Here is a 16,984-nt window from a genome sequence, read left to right on the forward strand (position 1 = left end):
CTCTGTCAATCTGCAGAGGTTCCCGATGTTTCACAAATTCTATGTGAATGGAATCCAGTCAGAGATTGACGAAGAGAACCCACCCTTGAACTGCTCTTGCGTTGCCTCAGAAAGTTCGCCATGAAGTACGTTGTCTACGGACTTGTTGTCCTCTTACTGGTAATCCATCAGGATTTCTGGTTATGGGATAATAATACTCTTATTTTTGGCTTCATGCCGATAGGCCTGTTTTATCACGCCTGCATTTCCCTGGCTGCCGCGGCGACCTGGTATCTGGCAACGATATTCTGCTGGCCAGCCGAGTTGACTTATGATGATCCTGTCACCACTCCTGAAAAAACTGGAGGTGACGCATGACGGAAATGATTATCATCGGAATCTATCTGGCCCTCCTGCTTGGGCTCGGAATTTTCGCCAGCACGTTGTTTAAGGGAACCAGCAAAGATTACATGCTGGCCAGTCATTCAATTGGACCGTTCCTGTTATTGATGTCCATTTTCGGCACGACAATGACAGCATTTGCACTCGTTGGCTCCAGTGGAGAAGCCTTTGCCGAAGGCATAGGTGTGTACGGGATGCTCGCATCGTCATCAGGCATTGTACACTCGCTCTGCTTCTTTCTGCTCGGTGTGAAGCTCTGGTCGTTAGGCCGCAAATATGGATACACCACACAAGTTCAATTCTTCCGGGATCGACTGGATAGCGACAAAATCGGCCTGCTACTGTTCCCGATTCTTGTAGCACTGGTCATTCCCTATTTGCTGATTGGGGTCATTTCCTCGGGTGTTGTAATTAACAGCGTAACTGAGGGCGCCTTTGCAGGCACATTTGCCAACTATGATTATGGCTTGCCGCCCTGGCTTGGGTCTCTCGTCATTTCTATTGTCGTTTTGATTTACGTCTTCTTCGGGGGAATGCGTGGAACAGCCTGGGCAAATGCCTTTCAGACGCTCGTCTTCATGGCTTTAGGAGTGGTTACCTTCTGGATCATTTCCTCCAAACTGGGAGGAGTTCAGGAAGCAACGAAAATGGTTCTGGAGAAGAATCCTTCCAAACTGATTCGCTCGGTCGATGAAGCCGACATGAAGCGCTACGAAACATCATTTGCCTCCTGGCAATCCATTGCCGAGTACAATTACGCGACGCGCACAGCCAAACTTTTCACTTTAAGTGATGAGCAGAAACAACAGGCTTATGCCGACTTCAAACCTCGGATGCCCAATTGGCAGCAGAAAGCCGAAACCGTGTTTGCCAAAAAGAACGGCTTGCTCAGTGACCTGACAATTGCTCAGAAAAATGAGGCTTTTCTTTTGCAGGATGATCGTAAAATTCCCGATCCTAAGCCGGAATGGTGGACGACGACATTACTCGATGATGAATCGATGACCCAGTATCCACGTTTCGAAGATGCTCAGCTTAAAGCCTATACAATTTTTAAAGATAAGATCGGACACCCCGATAAAATGCTGGATCCAGATGACCCTTCTCAAGGCAAGAACTGGACCCGCAAAAAAGCTCGTGGCGTTTATCGCGCGACAAAGTGGGCTCCCTCACATCCACACGGAATCGGTTACTGGGAGTTTCTAACATATCTTTTTGTTCCACTCTCCGTCGGCATGTTCCCACACCTGTTCCAACATTGGCTGACTGCAAAAAGTGCGAACAGTTTCAAACTGCCGGTCGTCGCTCACCCGATCTTTATTATGATCGTCTGGGTGCCTTGTGTGCTGGTCGGAATCTGGGCGACTTCAGCGCTGACACCTGACGGTAAGCCAATGTTCCCCCCGCACTTTCCTCCGAATGCGGTGCTGGCAACAATGGTGAAAATCATGACTGATCCCCTATTAACCGGACTGCTCACAGCCGGGATTCTGGCGGCGATCATGTCCTCACTCGATAGTCAGTTCCTGTGCGTCGGTACAATGTTCACCGAAGATATTGTCGTTCATTACGGCGGCAAAAATCGCTTCAGTGATCGACAGGTCGTGCTCATGGCTCGTATCTTCATCATCGCAATTGTCGCACTGACTTACTTCTTCAGCCTGTTTGAACAGCGTCGCGTATTCACACTCGGCGTCTGGTGTTTCAGTGGTTTCTCAAGTCTGTTCCCGCTCGTCTTTGCTTCTCTTTACTGGAAGCGACTGACAAAGGCAGGAGCCTACGCCTGTATCATCACAGCGATCACACTCTGGGTGTATTTGTTCTGGCGTTCGGACTTCGCAGCCATTGCGAACTTCACCATCAATTTCGGTGGAGACAAATTTATGAGTTTCACCAAACCGGGTGAACATCTCGGTCCGGACGTCATCAAAACGATGCCTGTCATGCTGATGGTCCTCGGCTCCACACTCGTCATGGTGCTCGTCTCATTGATCACCCCGAAACCGAAACAGGAAACAATCGAACGCTTCTTCCCGGAATCGAAGTAATCATCAAGCCTCTCAATCCACAATCCGTCTTGATCCATAATCAAAGGCGAGCCGAGCCAGTCATGGCTCGGGTGGGTTCGAGAAATATTATCATGCGAACCCAAACCCGATATCCTGCGTCTCTCCACAGATGCTTGCTATTCTCATTCCCGACTGTAGAATCGGAAAAAAAGCTCCTATAGCTCAATTGGCAGAGCAACTGACTCTTAATCAGTAGGTTGAAGGTTCAAGTCCTTCTGGGAGCAATGCTAACTCTAAAATCAGCAATGACTTGATAGCCCTCATTTTTTTCATCGAGGTGACGTTTTCATGTCACATTTGGTTGGCTAACATTATCCAACTTCGCTCAATCTGCTTGGGTGCTTTCCAGGCTTGGGCTACAAGTTTCAGAGTAGTAAGCAGATCGCCCAGAGAATTTGAAGCGTCTGATCATTCGCTGCCAGGCTTCCAGAAACCGACCATTTTTCATCCACTGCTGGAGACGAGAATGGTAGACCAACGTTGAGGGAAGCAACGCGGCAAATCTTTCCAGCGAGCCCCGCCCATCAATACCCAAAGAATACCTTCGAAGCATGCTCGATTCGCCTTATAGGGACGTCAACCATGGCGAGTCATCGGTAGATCTGGCAACAAATCAGTGATCAAATTCCATTGGTTATCAGACAAAACATAAGGGGGATCCGTCTTGGGTCCCGTATTTCGAAAAGCGTCTACTGTTCGTCGGAACAAGTATAACATCTGCAAATTTCCTTTCGGAAAAAGGGGAATGCAGATGGATTACCAAGCCTGATTTTTTTCGGTAGCTAAAGGAATACAGGACCGCCTCTAGTAATTAACTATGGCATACCCGAGTCTAAGGTCCGAAATCTTATAAGGAAGAATCATGATTTCTCATCGGGGAATAAAGTTGGGATAATATCTCTGAAGTGGGTTAATATTCAGAAATGCGACAAATCTTACTTCCTCTTGAGAAAATCAAATTACTTATTTCAATTTGCAGACGTTGCGTATTCCTGAAGCTCTTCGAGCGAGATGAATTCGAGTGTCGCCATGTGCGTTGCTTCGAGGATGACTTTGGGAGCAGTGCCAGCTTCGTAGGCTTCTTTCCAGCGGACTGCGCACAGGCACCAGCGGTCGCCGGGGGTTAATCCGGGGAATTCGTACTGCGGAATTGGAGTCGAAAGATCATTTCCTTGGGCTTTGCTGAATTCAAGGAACTCAGCCGTTGCTTCGATGCAAACCGTATGCACACCCATATCACCGGCTCCGGTATCGCAGCAGCCGTTGCGATAGAAACCCGTCATTGGGGATTCACTGCAAGTAATCAACGGCTGCCCCAAAACATTTTTAGCACCAGAACGCGACGGAGTACTCATAACTTTTTGTTTCTCTGTATTAAAATTCATACCCTGAGGAGAGCGGTTTTCTCTTCTTCTCCTAGGGGAGAAGGACCAAAGGCCGTATGAGGCGATGCCCTCGGCGACCTCATTCAGAATGACACGAATTTTCCCCTCACCCTAACCCTCTCCCCAAGGAGAGGGGACTGTTGCCTTCAACCCTCAACTTTCAACAAACCCCTACTTCCCCTCAATCTCAACCAGATCATCCTGCAGATCCTTCGCGGAATCAGCATCGACATAGTCGCTGTGGCAGTTGGCTTTCCCTTTATCGTCTGCTGGCATCGTTTTGACAGTTTTGGACGCCAACTTGTGAATCTCATTGGGACTGAGAACCCCCCGTTGTTTGAGGATAGCCTGTTGTTCCGGAGTCAGAGCGGCTGTCTTCTTGGCTTTTTCCCAGGCGTAGTTTTCATCTTTGCCAGATGCAAACTCGACAATTTCTCGGGAAATTCGCACACTGCACCAGTCGTGACCACACATTGCGCAGAAGTCAGTGTCGACATCGAGGTCTTCATCGTGATAGGCACGAGCGGTATCAGGATCAAAACTGAGCTCGAAATGTTTCTCCCAGTTGAGAGCGGCTCGGGCTTTGGTCAGTTCGTCATCCCGATCTCGAGTGCCAGGAATCCCAAGGGCGATGTCGGCTGCATGTGCTGCAATTTTATAAGCGATACACCCCTGTTTGACGTCGTCTTTTTTCGGCAAGCCGAGGTGCTCTTTCGGCGTGACATAGCAGAGCATACTCGCTCCGTGATAAGCCGCCGAGGTCGCACCGATACAACTGGTGATGTGATCGTAGCCGGGGAAGATATCGGTGATGAGTGGACCGAGAACATAAAACGGAGCCCCATGACAGATGGTTCGCTGCAGTTTCATGTTGTATTCGACCTGATCGAAAGGCACGTGTCCCGGCCCTTCAACCATCACCTGCACACCCTGTCGCCAGGCTCGTTCGGTCAATTCGCCCAGTGTGCAAAGCTCGGCCAGTTGAGCCTGATCGGTCGCATCGGCCAAGCCGCCGGGACGCAGGCCATCGCCGATACTGAAGGTCACATCGTATTGACGCATCACCTGACAGATTTGCTCCCAGAGGACATACATCGGGTTCTCTTCACCATGATCGATCATCCATTTGGCCAGCAAAGAGCCGCCGCGAGAGACGATTCCGATCAGGCGTTTCTTAACGTAATCGAGATGAGCTCGTAGGACACCTGCGTGAATGGTGAAATAGTCGACGCCTTGTTTCGCCTGATGTTCGATCGATTCGAGGATAATTTCGTGAGTCAGATCGCTCAGCTTACGACCAATGATCATCGAGTAAATTGGCACGGTTCCAATCGGCACGGTGCTGTTCTTGATGATCGCTTGACGACATTCGTCGAGATCTCCACCTGTGGAGAGATCCATGACGGTATCGGCACCCCATTTGATCGACCAGTGCAGTTTTTCGACTTCTTCATCGGTTCCAGAAGAAACAGGTGAAGCTCCCATGTTGGCGTTCACCTTGGTTAAAGAGGCTCGACCAATGCACATGGGATCGAGCTGATGGCTCAAGTGAACAGTATTAGCTGGGATAACCATGCGACCAGCTGCGACTTCATCGCGAACCTGCTCAGGAGTGAGATGCGGTTCACGTTCGGCAACACGCTCCATTTGCGGAGTGGTGATGCCCATTCGAGCCGATTCCAACTGAGTGATCGGTTGGAAACCTTCAGGAGCTTGCCAAGCCTCTGCTCGATGATAGTCGGTTTCAAAGCCATCTTTCTTTATCCAGCCTTCGGGCATGAAGTCCCAGGCAGTTTTCTCGGAGGGAGCCGGCATGCCGGAGGTATCTGGCGAGGCAAAAGTGCGTGCGCCTTCGGGTCCGGCCTGAATCGTGGGGGATAACGCAAACGAACCGGGATTCGTTCCCTCAGCATTGCTGGAAGGGTTTCCGCCAATATTCGGCAATTCGTAATTTGAGGAAGAATGTGTATCGCTCATACCAGATCCAATCGTTATCAGTTGTCCGTTACCTGATGGGCACGGATGTTTTCAAGTGGAAGTTACCACGGCAAAATTGATTCCTAATTTCGTTTGGAATTCGTAACCATTCATTGAACGATTGAAATTCCCATTTGATTATAGAGTCTTTTCAGAGAAAATCAGCTATCGTTCGCTTCCTTTCTGTTTCAATGGTAGTTTCGCCGAGTAAACTTACCTATCATTTGCGCTTTCTGCATTAAAATCAGCCACATTTATTTTGAGACAGTTTAATGAAACGTGCATTAATTACTGGTATCACTGGACAGGATGGCTCCTATCTGGCCGAACATTTGCTCGAGCTTGGATACGAAGTTCATGGCATTGTCCGCAGGGTCGCCCTGGAAGATCCTTCGCATCGGATGAACCGGCTCAGCGGAGTGCTCGATCAACTGCATCTGCACTCGGCTTCGCTGGAAAGTTTTCCCAGTTTGTACAATGTGCTGTCTGAAGTGAAACCGGATGAGGTTTATCATCTGGCGGCTCAAAGTTTTGTCTCCTATTCGTTTGAGGATTCCTTTTCGACATTCCGTGTGAATATCGATGGTACTCATTATTTGCTCGAATGCGTTCGCGATATTGTCCCCGAGGCAAAGTTTTATTTTGCTGGCTCCAGCGAAATGTTCGGTCATGCTCAGGATGTGCCACAAACGGAAAAGACTCGATTTTATCCCCGCTCGCCTTATGGCATCACCAAAGTGACCGGCTTTGATTTGACTCGAAACTATCGCGAGTCTTACGGCATGTATGCCAGTTCCGGGATTCTGTTTAATCACGAATCACCCCGCAGAGGTTTTGAATTTGTGACGCGGAAAATCACTTCGTATGTGGCACGCATCAAAAAAGGTGAAATCGACAAGTTGCCACTGGGAAATCTTGAAGCAAAACGTGACTGGGGATTTGCAGGCGACTACGTCAAAGCGATGCACCTGATGCTGCAGCAGGAAAAGCCCGATGATTTCGTCGTGGCGACCGGTGAAACCTGGACTGTCCGCGATTTTTGCGAACTCGCTTTCGCTGAAGTTGGTATGAACTACGAAGATCACGTCATCATTGATCCTAAGTTCTATCGCCCAGCTGAAGTCCATCTGCTGTTGGGTGATGCCACTAAAGCCAAAGAAAAACTGGGATGGGAACCGACAGTCAACTTCAAGCAACTCGTCAAAATGATGGTTGAGAATGATCTGGAATTGGTAGGTTTGTAAGTTCCTTTTGAAATCGGACGATCGGAATCCCGTTCAATAATAAATAAGCAGGTTCGAATAAAATCGAGCCTGCTTACTTTTATTGGATTGAGGTTCCCTGTAATCCGCATCTTCTCGTGTTATAGTAATCAATCAGTAAGGTTTGATTCGATACGAAGGATGATTGCACAATGAAACCAGTGAAATCTGGCGGTGGCTGGCGAGCCATTCTTTATACGTTTTCCAAGTCCCGTGAAGTGGGTGGGCTCTGGAAACTCTGGAAAGCGATGCGTTCCCGCAATTCCTGTAAAACCTGTGCGTTGGGGATGGGCGGACAAAAAGGGGGCATGGTCAATGAGTTGGGATCCTTCCCCGAAGTCTGCAAGAAAAGTCTGCAGGCGATGGCCGCCGATATGCAAGGCGCCATCCCGGCTGATTACTTTTCGACCTACTCGGTTGCACAAATGCAGCAGTTTTCACCTCGTGAACTGGAACATGCCGGTCGACTGACTTCGCCGATGATTTATCGAGCAGGCGACAATTATTATCAGCCGATTTCCTGGGAAGAAGTGTTCTCGAAAATCGCAGAGAAACTCAAGTCACTCACCCCAGCGGAAACCTTCTGGTATTTCAGTGGCCGCAGCTCGAATGAAGCCGGTTTTCTTCTGCAACTTTTCGCTCGGCTTTACGGCACCAATAATGTCAATAACTGCAGTTATTATTGTCATCAGGCGAGCGGGGTCGGCCTGACGAACAGTTTCGGATCCGGCACTGCCACCCTGCTGCTTGAGGATGTCGAACATGCCGACCTCGTTTTCATTATTGGCGGCAATCCTTCGAGCAATCACCCTCGCCTGATGAGTTCTCTCAAGCATGTCCGGAGAAGGGGCGGAAAGATTATCGTGATCAATCCGGTCATCGAACCAGGAATGGTCAACTTCAGTGTACCAAGCGATCCGATCAGCCTGCTTTTCGGGACGAAAATCGCCTCATTGTATGTGCAGCCCAATATTGGCGGTGACCTGGCGTTATTAACTGCGATCTCGAAGCGCATTGTCGAACGAGGCGCTCACGATGAAAACTTCCTCAACACGGCTACGGAAGGCTGGCCCGATCTTCGGAACCATCTGGCTCAACAGGATTTGGAGGAACTGTGTCGGTTGGCAGGAGTCACCAGTGATGAAATTGAACAAATCACTGAAATCTATGCCAACTCGAAGAACGCCGTATTCTGCTGGACGATGGGCATTACACATCATGCGAATGGGGTCGAAAATGTCGAGGCGATTGGGAATCTGGCCTGTCTGCGTGGCATGGTCGGGAAACCTCATGCAGGCATGTTACCAATTCGTGGCCACTCCAATGTGCAGGGTATCGGTTCGGTCGGTGTGACACCTAAGCTCAAAGAAGCCATCTTTGAGCGTCTGCAATCGAATTATGGGTTGCAACTGCCTACCGAAACCGGCCTCGACACACTCGCCTGCATGGAAGAAGCCCATGCAGGGCGGATGAAATTCGGGTTGTGTCTCGGGGGCAATCTCTTCGGCTCCAATCCCGATGCGACGTTCGCCCGGGAATCTCTCTCCAAACTGGAGATGCTGGTCACTCTGAGCACAACTTTAAACACCGGTCATGCACATGCCCTGGCAAAAGAGACGATCATTCTGCCAGTGCTCGCTCGCGATGAAGAACCTCAGCCGACGACTCAGGAATCGATGTTCAATTATGTCCGCCTCAGCGACGGCGGGCCGAGTCGGCATCAGGGACCGAAAAGTGAAATTGAAGTCATTTCGCATCTGGCCAGCAAAGTTCTGGGAGATGAGGGACCAATTCACTGGTCGAACATGGAACAGACCGGCCGAATTCGGGAAATGATTTCCACAGTGATCCCGGGCTATCAAGCCGTTAAAGAGATTGACAAGACCAAGAAAGAATTCCAGATTGAAGGGCGGACTTTTCACACGCCAAAATTCCCCACACCGAGTGGCAAAGCGAAACTGCATCCGCATACGGTGAAGTCCTCAAACCCAGACAATCAACTGCAGTTGATGACTGTTCGCAGTGAAGGTCAATTCAATACAGTCGTGTATGAAGATTACGATTTGTATCGCGGAGTTGACCGGAGGGATGTGGTGCTGCTGAATCCGGAAGATGTCACGAGACTCGGCTTGAAAGCCAATCAAAAGGTGACCATTCAAAGTGTCGCAGGAGCGTTGAAGAACATTCTCGTCTACGAATTTCCGGGTATCAAAGCGGGAAATGCATTGATGTATTATCCTGAAGCCAACATTCTAGTTCCCCGCACACGGGATCCAAGATCCAAGACGCCTGCTTTTAAGGGAATACCGATTGAGATTCTGGCGTGAAGTTTTCTGCAAATTTGACAATCTCAGGCCTTAATATCGCAGCAAATAGACTCCTCTTGTGATGAGTTCCATCCCGGCTTATTGTTCCCGTTCGACATGAGCATGAGGCTCATGGGCAACTGTACGCGCTACCTGAGCGTGGGAACTTTTCAGACATGGATGTCTGTTTTATGGCTAAAAAAAAATCGCAAGCATCCTGGTGGATTGCTGTTGGAATTCTCATCGTTGGAATGTTCTCCTTCTTGGGGAAATTGCAACTCGGCAATGTTCTACCCAGCATTCCGACTGTTTCGACAGGTTCCACCTCTGGAGAAAACCCTTCCGGGCCGACGTCCCAACCTCCAGCCGCGTCCAAAGATTCCATTCGAATCGCCACTTTCAATATTCAGGTGTTTGGTGTTTCCAAAATGGGAAAGCCAATTGTGCGGGAACGATTGGCGGAACTGGTCAGACAGTTCGACCTGGTGGCCATTCAGGAAATTCGCTCGATCGATCAATCGGTTTTGCCAAATTTTGTCGATTTGGTCAATGCTCAGGGAGCCGACTTCAAGTATCTGATCGGTGATCGTCTCGGTCGGACATCCAGTAAAGAGCAGTATGCCTATGTTTATCGTTCCTCATTAATCGAACCCGTTCAAGGATCGATTTATAACATTGAGGATCGTCTGGACCGATTGCATCGAGAGCCTTTTGTCGGTTCTTTCCGAATGCGCAGCAAGCCGGGTGAAGGAGGCGAGCCATTTTCGTTCACACTCGTCAATATGCACACCGATCCCGATGAAGCGGAGTATGAAGTGGGACAACTAGCAGGCGTCTACAACTTTGTCACGACTTACCGTCCTGAAGAAGATGATGTCATTATTCTGGGAGACCTCAATGTCAATGCCTCGAAGCTGACTCCACTCACTAACATTCCCTTATTGCGTTCTGTTGCAGGAACTGGCCCGACGAATACTCGTGGAACTAAGCAGTATGATCATATCGTCGTGAATCATCAGAGCACGCTCGAATTTACTGGGAGAGCAGGAGTTTTGGATATGGCCAGTTTTCTGAAGATCTCGCCACAGGAAGCTCTGGACCTTTCCGATCACCAACCCGTCTGGGCAGAATTTCGAACGACTGAACAACGCGGCTCCATTCAGGTCGCTTCTCCGTTTACGGAGCAGACGGTGCGATAACCTGTTTTGTCGGGGAATGCACGCGAATGATTGATTCCGCTCGAAACGATTCAAACTCCACATCCAGAATGCTTCTCGAGTCACGATTGATCTCAATGGGGAGTGTCAGGATCCCCTTCTCGGAAGTAATCTCCCCCGGACCGTTCCAATTCCAGGTCAACTCCTGTGGGTCAAGCGTTCTGAGATAGTGGCCTTGGTCATTAAAAAGCAGGACCTGAAACGCCTGTTGATATCCAGGTGATAAAGAGATTGCAGCCGGTATTATTTGGATAGAATCAGGTTTATCAGAGGTCTCATCCTGAGCGATTTTGGTAAGTGGTATCATCAGCTGTGAGATTGCATCGTCATTATCGTATGGGCCAAAAGCGGTCAGCTCATTTATGTGTTGAACATAAATTTGCTTTTTGGAGATAGCGGGTAGAAACGGGATCTGCTTGCCAACTTTCTTAGTGTACAGCAATTCGCAAGCACTGTTTTTGCAGGAATATGCCTGCCAAAGTCCAGAATTAGTGGTGAGCAGAACTTGATCATCAATCCACTGGAGATGCGGCATCGTACCTTCGGCGGTGGGCAATTCGTGCAATCTTTTCTGCTGTTTAATGGAAAAGACTTCGAGTGTTCCGGCTGAATTCGCAGCAAATACGGCATCTCCATGCAATAAGGCAGTTGCCATCTCAGAAGATTGCAAGTCAAAATGAGCCAGCTTTTGAGGAGTCTTCAGAGCCGTGGAAGACTGAGACGATTCACTCTCGACTAAACGCCACACATCAATCCCCCAACTTTTCATTGTCGGATTGATTTCTGTAGACGATAAGGCAAGTAATTTTCCATCCTGATAAAGCAGTTCGTGAATCGTTTGAGATTTCCCTGAGGATTCCAACTTTGCAACGAACCGCCCTGTTCGAATTTGTAGTAACTCGACAGAGCCCTCTTCTCCTGGAATCGCCAGCACAACTTGATGATTTAGCACTGCTGGTGTGGGTGAACCAAGGACTTTAGTGCTCAGGGAACGCTTTAACTGCCAGCAAGGCAATCCATTTCGACGATCTAATGCCACGCAATGCAGCATATTTTGATTGTTTTGCGTCACCTGCCAGGTGACGATTAGTAAATGCTCAAATATCAGAGGTGCAACGGTTTGTGCCTGAAGATTATCGGAAACTGATTCATCGAACAGAGCATGAGTCCAAAGAGTATTACCGAGATCACTATCGAGGGCGACCACTTCTCCGGTGACATTCAGGCAGAACAATTGTCGCCAGGCTGGGTCGCCGACCAGATAGGGTTGTGGACATCGCTGAGGCAAGTCGGAGGAGATTTGCTGAGTGAAACGCGCTTCCGGATCGCGATCTTTTATCGACCAGGAAATGATGCCGTAATGGGAACCCCCTTTTGTCTCCTCAATTGGGGAAGTGAAATCAAAGAGGGCGTAAAGTTTTTCATTGAAGATGAGCGGCGTGTGCAATCCGGGAAGTTCGGTAATCGTCCACAGTTCATCCTGCTGGTCGGCATTCAAGGGGGAGTCATCGTCCCAGTCGAGCGGAATATTTCGTTCTCGGCTCACCCGATTGTATTCCGGCCCCAGAGGATGCGGCCATGTCATCGGCTCGGTTGCCTGAACAGTATCGATCAGGCTGATCGAGCAGACAATTAACAATATTCGGAATGCAGATATCATGGGAGGTCTCCTGAGAAAACCTTCCGATCATCCCGCATCCAGGGGAAGAATGCAACAGGGTAACGGTTTCGATTACCCGGCCAGCCTTGCTTCGCCTTTAGCCAGTGCAGGCAGCCAGATCGATTCAATATTCTGGACTTCAAACATCGTTGCCAGATGCTGATGGCAGGTGAAGAACAGAACTTGCCGCGTAGCTGCGAAATCGAGAAGTGTTTCCACAGCGGCTTCTGTTCGCTGCTGATCGAAATTAACGAAGATATCATCGAACACGACCGGCATCTCAATGCCATCTTCGGCGAAGGTATCGATCAACGCCATGCGAATCGCCAGGAATAATTGTTCGCGGGTGCCATCACTCAATTCGCCAACATTGCGAAAGGTGCCGCTCTGTTCGCGAATCAACAAGTCTCGTGAGCCGACAGGCGTACGGACCTGCAGGTACCGTCCACAGGTGAGCTTATCGAGATACTCGGAAGCTCTTGCCAGAGTTTCCGGCTGAAATCGTTGCTCGAATTCGGCAGTCAGTCGAGAGAGTGCCGAGGATGCAATGCGATTCGCCTGCAAATCTCGCAGCGAAGATGACGCCCGATCGAGAATTCGAGCTTGCTTCGTGCGGATGTCATCGGCACTGGTATCACCTTCAAGTGTGGCCAGCGTTTGTCGCATCCGCCCCAAATTTTCCTGAGAGTCAGCCAGATCTTTTTCGAGGTCTTCAATTTCGAGATCGAGCATTTCGATTCGCTCCTGATTATTGCTCGACTCGTATCGTAATAAGTCTTCCTCAGCAATCGCCAATTCCGGCTCTTCCCGACTGAGCGAGTTGAGTTGATCGTTCAAATCGGCAATCAAGGCTCGAAGTTCATCTGCTCGCTGCAGTTGCTTGGCTCGACGCCGAAACTCTTCAGGTGAGGTCACCTCGGCATGTCGCAGGAGTTGTGACAGATCATCCTGAATACGATTCGACTCCGACTCCGCTGCTCGATATTGCTTGACCACCTGACTGTAGTCCCGCTTTTTCTGCAGATAACTGTTATGCGACTGATCGAAATCTTCCAGCATTTTTTGCCAGTTGCTCAATGTCTGAGAGAGCGATAACCCATCAGAACCTCTCAACGACATGCGACCAGCAATCAATTCCATCTGCTCACGGAATTGATTTAACAATTCCTGATACCGCTGAACATCCTCTTTGGAAGCCTGCCATTGCTGCCAGGTTTGTTGAGCGTCGACGGCATGTTGCCAACTGAGAAACGCTTCGCTGGTTCGGACGGTTTCGTGAATTCCTAATTGTTTCAACAAGTCGCACCAGGCCTGACGCGTGGCACTGACGTCTCGCTGATACTCGGCCAGTTTGCCTCGTTGTACGGAGAGCTTTTTACGGGTCTTCTGCAGTTTTTCCTGAGTCCGAGCCAGTCCCTGCAAATCGACAATTCGTTGAGAAGCCTGACGAATCAATTCCGTCTCTGATTTCCGGTTTCGATTCTGTAACTCTGAAGGAAGACTTCGACGATGGGAGACTTCTCCACTGATACGGGAAATCCGCCCGCGGACATCGTGCAGCTCACGTTCACAGGTTTCAATTTCTGATTGAAGACGACGAACATAGCCATCGTTATCCATTTCGAAATGTTGTCGTAACGACCAGGCTAGTCCGCCTCCCATAATGCCGGTTAAAAGATAAATCCAGCCGATGATCCAACTAGTCTGCACACTTTGGACGATGCCTGCAATAATGAGGAAACCGCCAACCATGCTGAACAGGGTGAGCATCGATTGTCCCCACCAGGGAATTTCGCGACCGTTGTCCTGCTTATCAAGTTGTGTTTTTGCACTGCGAATTCGTTGTTCATATTCTGCTTCACGGACTCGTAATTGTGCCAGATTTTCGAGATCGACAAGCCGCCGTTCTGCTTCGCGAATAGCTTGGGGCAGCGAAGTGATATTCTGACGTTTGAGTGTATCCTGTAATTCGGATTGTCGCTGATGATGGGCATCGGACACTTTGCGGTATTTGCGTCGATGCCGTGCCCGTCGGCTGATGGCGGTCTGATAATTTCGAGCCGAAGTACTCAACTGCAGATGAGCCTGCGGGGACGTATCGACTTCAGCCAGTCGATTGATGGTCCAGTCGTTACCGAGTGTTTGCAGCTTTTCCTCCAACTCGGCTTTGAGCATGGAGGCATCGGCAGAGACGCTTGCCAAATGTCGTTCGGTTGATTCGACCAGGCTTTTCATGTCGATCAGAGCACGCACTCCACTGGCGTGGTCTCGCAGTTCCGCATTGGTTCCATCGGCTTCGAGAGCCTGCTTCAATCGGCTGCGTTCGCGTCGTAGTTTCTTGAGCTGCTCTTCGGCTGCTTTTTTCTGGCCATCCAGCTTCTCAAGACGACTCAATCCTTCTGCAGGGAATTGAATCCCTTCAGGCAGTAAGCGGAGTTCGTTCTGCAGATCGCGATGTTTCTTCCAGGGATTCCAGACTCGCTGCATGTAGCGATAATTGGAGCGTTCCCGTTTGAGTCGACTCAGGCGTTCCTGACGTTCGTCCTGTTTCGATTCCAGTTGACGGCATTCGGCCAGATGACTTTCATAACGATTGATCAGGCCATCGGTTTTCGAGAGGGCCTCATTCATTGAGCCGTATTGACCCGAGAGGTCGAACAGATGCCCGCGTCCGTGTTCGAGATCGGCAATTTCTCTGGCCTGGCCTTGCGTATGTTGCTCAGCATGCATCAGTCGTTGACCAATTCTGCCCAGCGAGGTGCCATAGATGTATTCACCAACCTGATCGGTCTGCAGTGTCGCCAACTCCCGCAGTTCTTTCAGGCCGAGCGTGTATATTGTGCGATAGACATCGGCGTCGACATCCTGCAGCATTCGCTCAAAGTCGGACTCAGAAATCGCTTTGTTGCTCGAATTGGCTCGGAACTGCTGACGTCCGTGGTCATCAATGTGTCGTGAAAGTTGCAGCGACTGATTTTCAGAACGGACCCGTAACGAACCACCCCATGCCTGAGAGTGATCTCCACGTTCGGAAGTTGCCATCCCCGCAGCGGGGTAACCATACAGCACTCCGCGTATAAATCGCATGAGTGTCGACTTACCCGCTTCGTTGGGGCCGTAAATTACGGTCATTCCATTCTCGTTGACTGGCAACAGCAAGTCCGACCAGACTCCGTACCGATCGATCATGACATCCGTGATTTTCATCGCCTGCTCCCTGGCTGATCGCTATCTTTTTTGATCCCTGTGTCAGATTTATTACAAGCACGAAGCGCAAGCGAGTGTGTCAAAACACCCGAATGAACACACTCGCTTGCGCTTCGTGCTTGTATTTCTATTAATACTTTTTAATAATTCGACACATCTTCTTTATCCCGCTTTTTGCTGGTCTCGCAACGCCTGTAATCCCAATTCTGCTGCGCGATGACACAACGTATTTGTCTCCAACTCCTGTTGCAATTCCTGGAATGGCAACAGCTTGAGTTTTGATCGATTCTGTTCGTTCAATTCCCTGTCCTGCAATGAACATCCTGCATCCGTCTGGCATTCTTCACTCAGAAACCTGAGCAGTTCTTCTTCAATCCATTCTTCATCGAATGCTTCCTCATGCAGGTGTGGAGAGCCTGATAGCTGAGGAATCAGTTGAACGTGATTAATTAATTCTGTCGCAGAATTTAATTCCGAGAAGTTTAAGTCCAGCAATTCCAGCAACGACTGGCTCGACCATTTGGCCACCGCCTTGCTCGAACCTTTGACTTTCCAGTTCAGATGACACAGCTTGACGCAAGCCGGCAAAGATTTTTCGACATCCTGCTCAATGATTTCCGCCATTTTCAGTTCGATGTCGTCCATACTGTCGTTATCACTCAGCTGGAAACTCAACTCTTTGTAGGCAACAACAGAGAGAGGTATCGCTTGCAGGTCAACTTCTCCGTTTGCATTCATTTGACACAGAGTCACCGAACGGACTCCAGGCACGGTCCCGTTGACAGCCTGCACGCTTCCAGCCGCATGTGCGATGGAATTATGGAGTTGCTGAGTGACAGCAGACTCATGAGCTGAGGAAATAATGAGTGGAGCAGTGATTCGATTTCCGTGAAGCAGGCGGTGATCCTCAGAAAAATGACCGAATGCGTCCCAGGTAATTCCGATATCAATATTTGATTTGGTGAGCGATTTTCGATGCTGTTCATCGAATAATGCCAAATGCAAAGAGGCAATTGAAATTTCTGTTTGATGTCCCGGTGCCAGCAAAGTCATTTCTTCCGGACAGCAGTTCAACTTCGTCAATTGACGGATTTGCTCGGGAGTCGGACCCGCATAGATCGTGGTGATCCCTTCTTCCTGCAGCGCTTCAATTCCATCCCGGAACAAAGCCGCGGTACGAATCGTCGGGAGGCGGTCGAATAGCGAACCGGTCAGCAATAAGGCATCGACACCTTGTTCAAGAGCCGTTTCGATGAGCCGTTCGAAGGCTGTGAGCGGTGCGTCGCGGAGGAGTTCGTGATGCGGATCACCCACGCCCGGCAGTCCGCGCAGCACTCCATCCAAGTGTAAATGCCCTGCGATAAGCAGACGAGGTGCCTCGGCAAGCATATCGGAGTCCTTTCCTGATACGCGAAATTGACGGATAAAATGAGAATTCCGCCCGACTGTAACAACTCAGCCCATTTTCGCAAAGACCATTTTGTATTTCTTGCAAAATGCGTTTGGCAAACGGTGATATG

The 16,984-nt window shown here is 49.6% G+C and carries 10 protein-coding genes, 1 tRNA gene and 1 pseudogene; 6 read left to right on the forward strand and 6 right to left on the reverse strand.

Going from position 1 to position 16,984, the window contains the following annotated elements:
* Positions 1-120 precede the first annotated feature (120 nt).
* From Pan54_RS14915 to Pan54_RS14925, 3 genes are all read left to right on the forward strand, one after another.
* Complete coding sequence (locus Pan54_RS14915; protein ID WP_146504241.1) at positions 121-357, forward strand: DUF3311 domain-containing protein; 237 nt, start codon at positions 121-123, stop codon at positions 355-357.
* Positions 354-2,429, forward strand: coding sequence for a sodium:solute symporter family protein (locus tag Pan54_RS14920; protein WP_146504242.1), 2,076 nt, complete (start codon positions 354-356; stop codon positions 2,427-2,429). The genes Pan54_RS14915 and Pan54_RS14920 overlap by 4 nt, the downstream gene beginning before the upstream one ends.
* A gap of 172 nt (positions 2,430-2,601) precedes the next feature.
* Positions 2,602-2,674: transfer RNA gene (locus Pan54_RS14925), tRNA-Lys, on the forward strand.
* Between the two features lie 220 nt (positions 2,675-2,894).
* Here Pan54_RS14925 and Pan54_RS26820 read toward each other — a convergent pair.
* The 3 genes and pseudogenes from Pan54_RS26820 to thiC all read right to left on the reverse strand — a co-directional run.
* Positions 2,895-3,011 (reverse strand): annotated as a pseudogene (locus tag Pan54_RS26820) (transposase); the annotation flags it as partial.
* Positions 3,012-3,418: 407 nt separating this feature from the next.
* Positions 3,419-3,805 (reverse strand): DUF2237 family protein, encoded by a 387-nt coding sequence (locus Pan54_RS14935; RefSeq protein WP_146504243.1) that lies wholly within the window; start codon positions 3,803-3,805, stop codon positions 3,419-3,421.
* 201 nt (positions 3,806-4,006) lie between these two features.
* The gene (gene thiC, locus Pan54_RS14940) at positions 4,007-5,812 is read right to left on the reverse strand and encodes a phosphomethylpyrimidine synthase ThiC (protein WP_207310148.1); all 1,806 of its coding nucleotides are present in this window, start codon (positions 5,810-5,812) and stop codon (positions 4,007-4,009) included.
* Positions 5,813-6,084: 272 nt separating this feature from the next.
* Between thiC and Pan54_RS14945 the strand changes: the two genes are divergently transcribed.
* The 3 genes from Pan54_RS14945 to Pan54_RS14955 all read left to right on the forward strand — a co-directional run bounded on the left by Pan54_RS14945 (position 6,085) and on the right by Pan54_RS14955 (position 10,579).
* Positions 6,085-7,056: a GDP-mannose 4,6-dehydratase gene (locus Pan54_RS14945; RefSeq protein WP_146504244.1), complete on the forward strand. Its 972-nt coding sequence runs from the start codon at positions 6,085-6,087 to the stop codon at positions 7,054-7,056.
* A gap of 170 nt (positions 7,057-7,226) precedes the next feature.
* Positions 7,227-9,401 (forward strand): FdhF/YdeP family oxidoreductase, encoded by a 2,175-nt coding sequence (locus Pan54_RS14950; RefSeq protein ID WP_146504245.1) that lies wholly within the window; start codon positions 7,227-7,229, stop codon positions 9,399-9,401.
* 170 nt (positions 9,402-9,571) lie between these two features.
* The gene (locus Pan54_RS14955) at positions 9,572-10,579 is read left to right on the forward strand and encodes an endonuclease/exonuclease/phosphatase family protein (RefSeq protein ID WP_165441788.1); all 1,008 of its coding nucleotides are present in this window, start codon (positions 9,572-9,574) and stop codon (positions 10,577-10,579) included.
* Here the strand turns inward: Pan54_RS14955 and Pan54_RS14960 are convergent.
* From Pan54_RS14960 to Pan54_RS14970, 3 genes are all read right to left on the reverse strand, one after another.
* Positions 10,557-12,257 (reverse strand): outer membrane protein assembly factor BamB family protein, encoded by a 1,701-nt coding sequence (locus Pan54_RS14960; RefSeq protein ID WP_146504247.1) that lies wholly within the window; start codon positions 12,255-12,257, stop codon positions 10,557-10,559. The genes Pan54_RS14955 and Pan54_RS14960 overlap by 23 nt on opposite strands.
* Positions 12,258-12,329: 72 nt before the next feature.
* Positions 12,330-15,464, reverse strand: coding sequence for an AAA family ATPase (locus tag Pan54_RS14965; RefSeq protein WP_146504248.1), 3,135 nt, complete (start codon positions 15,462-15,464; stop codon positions 12,330-12,332).
* A gap of 162 nt (positions 15,465-15,626) precedes the next feature.
* Complete coding sequence (locus tag Pan54_RS14970) at positions 15,627-16,853, reverse strand: hypothetical protein (protein WP_146504249.1); 1,227 nt, start codon at positions 16,851-16,853, stop codon at positions 15,627-15,629.
* Positions 16,854-16,984: the final 131 nt, after the last annotated feature.

The sequence above is a fragment of the Rubinisphaera italica genome, assembly GCF_007859715.1.
Lineage (GTDB): Bacteria > Planctomycetota > Planctomycetia > Planctomycetales > Planctomycetaceae > Rubinisphaera > Rubinisphaera italica.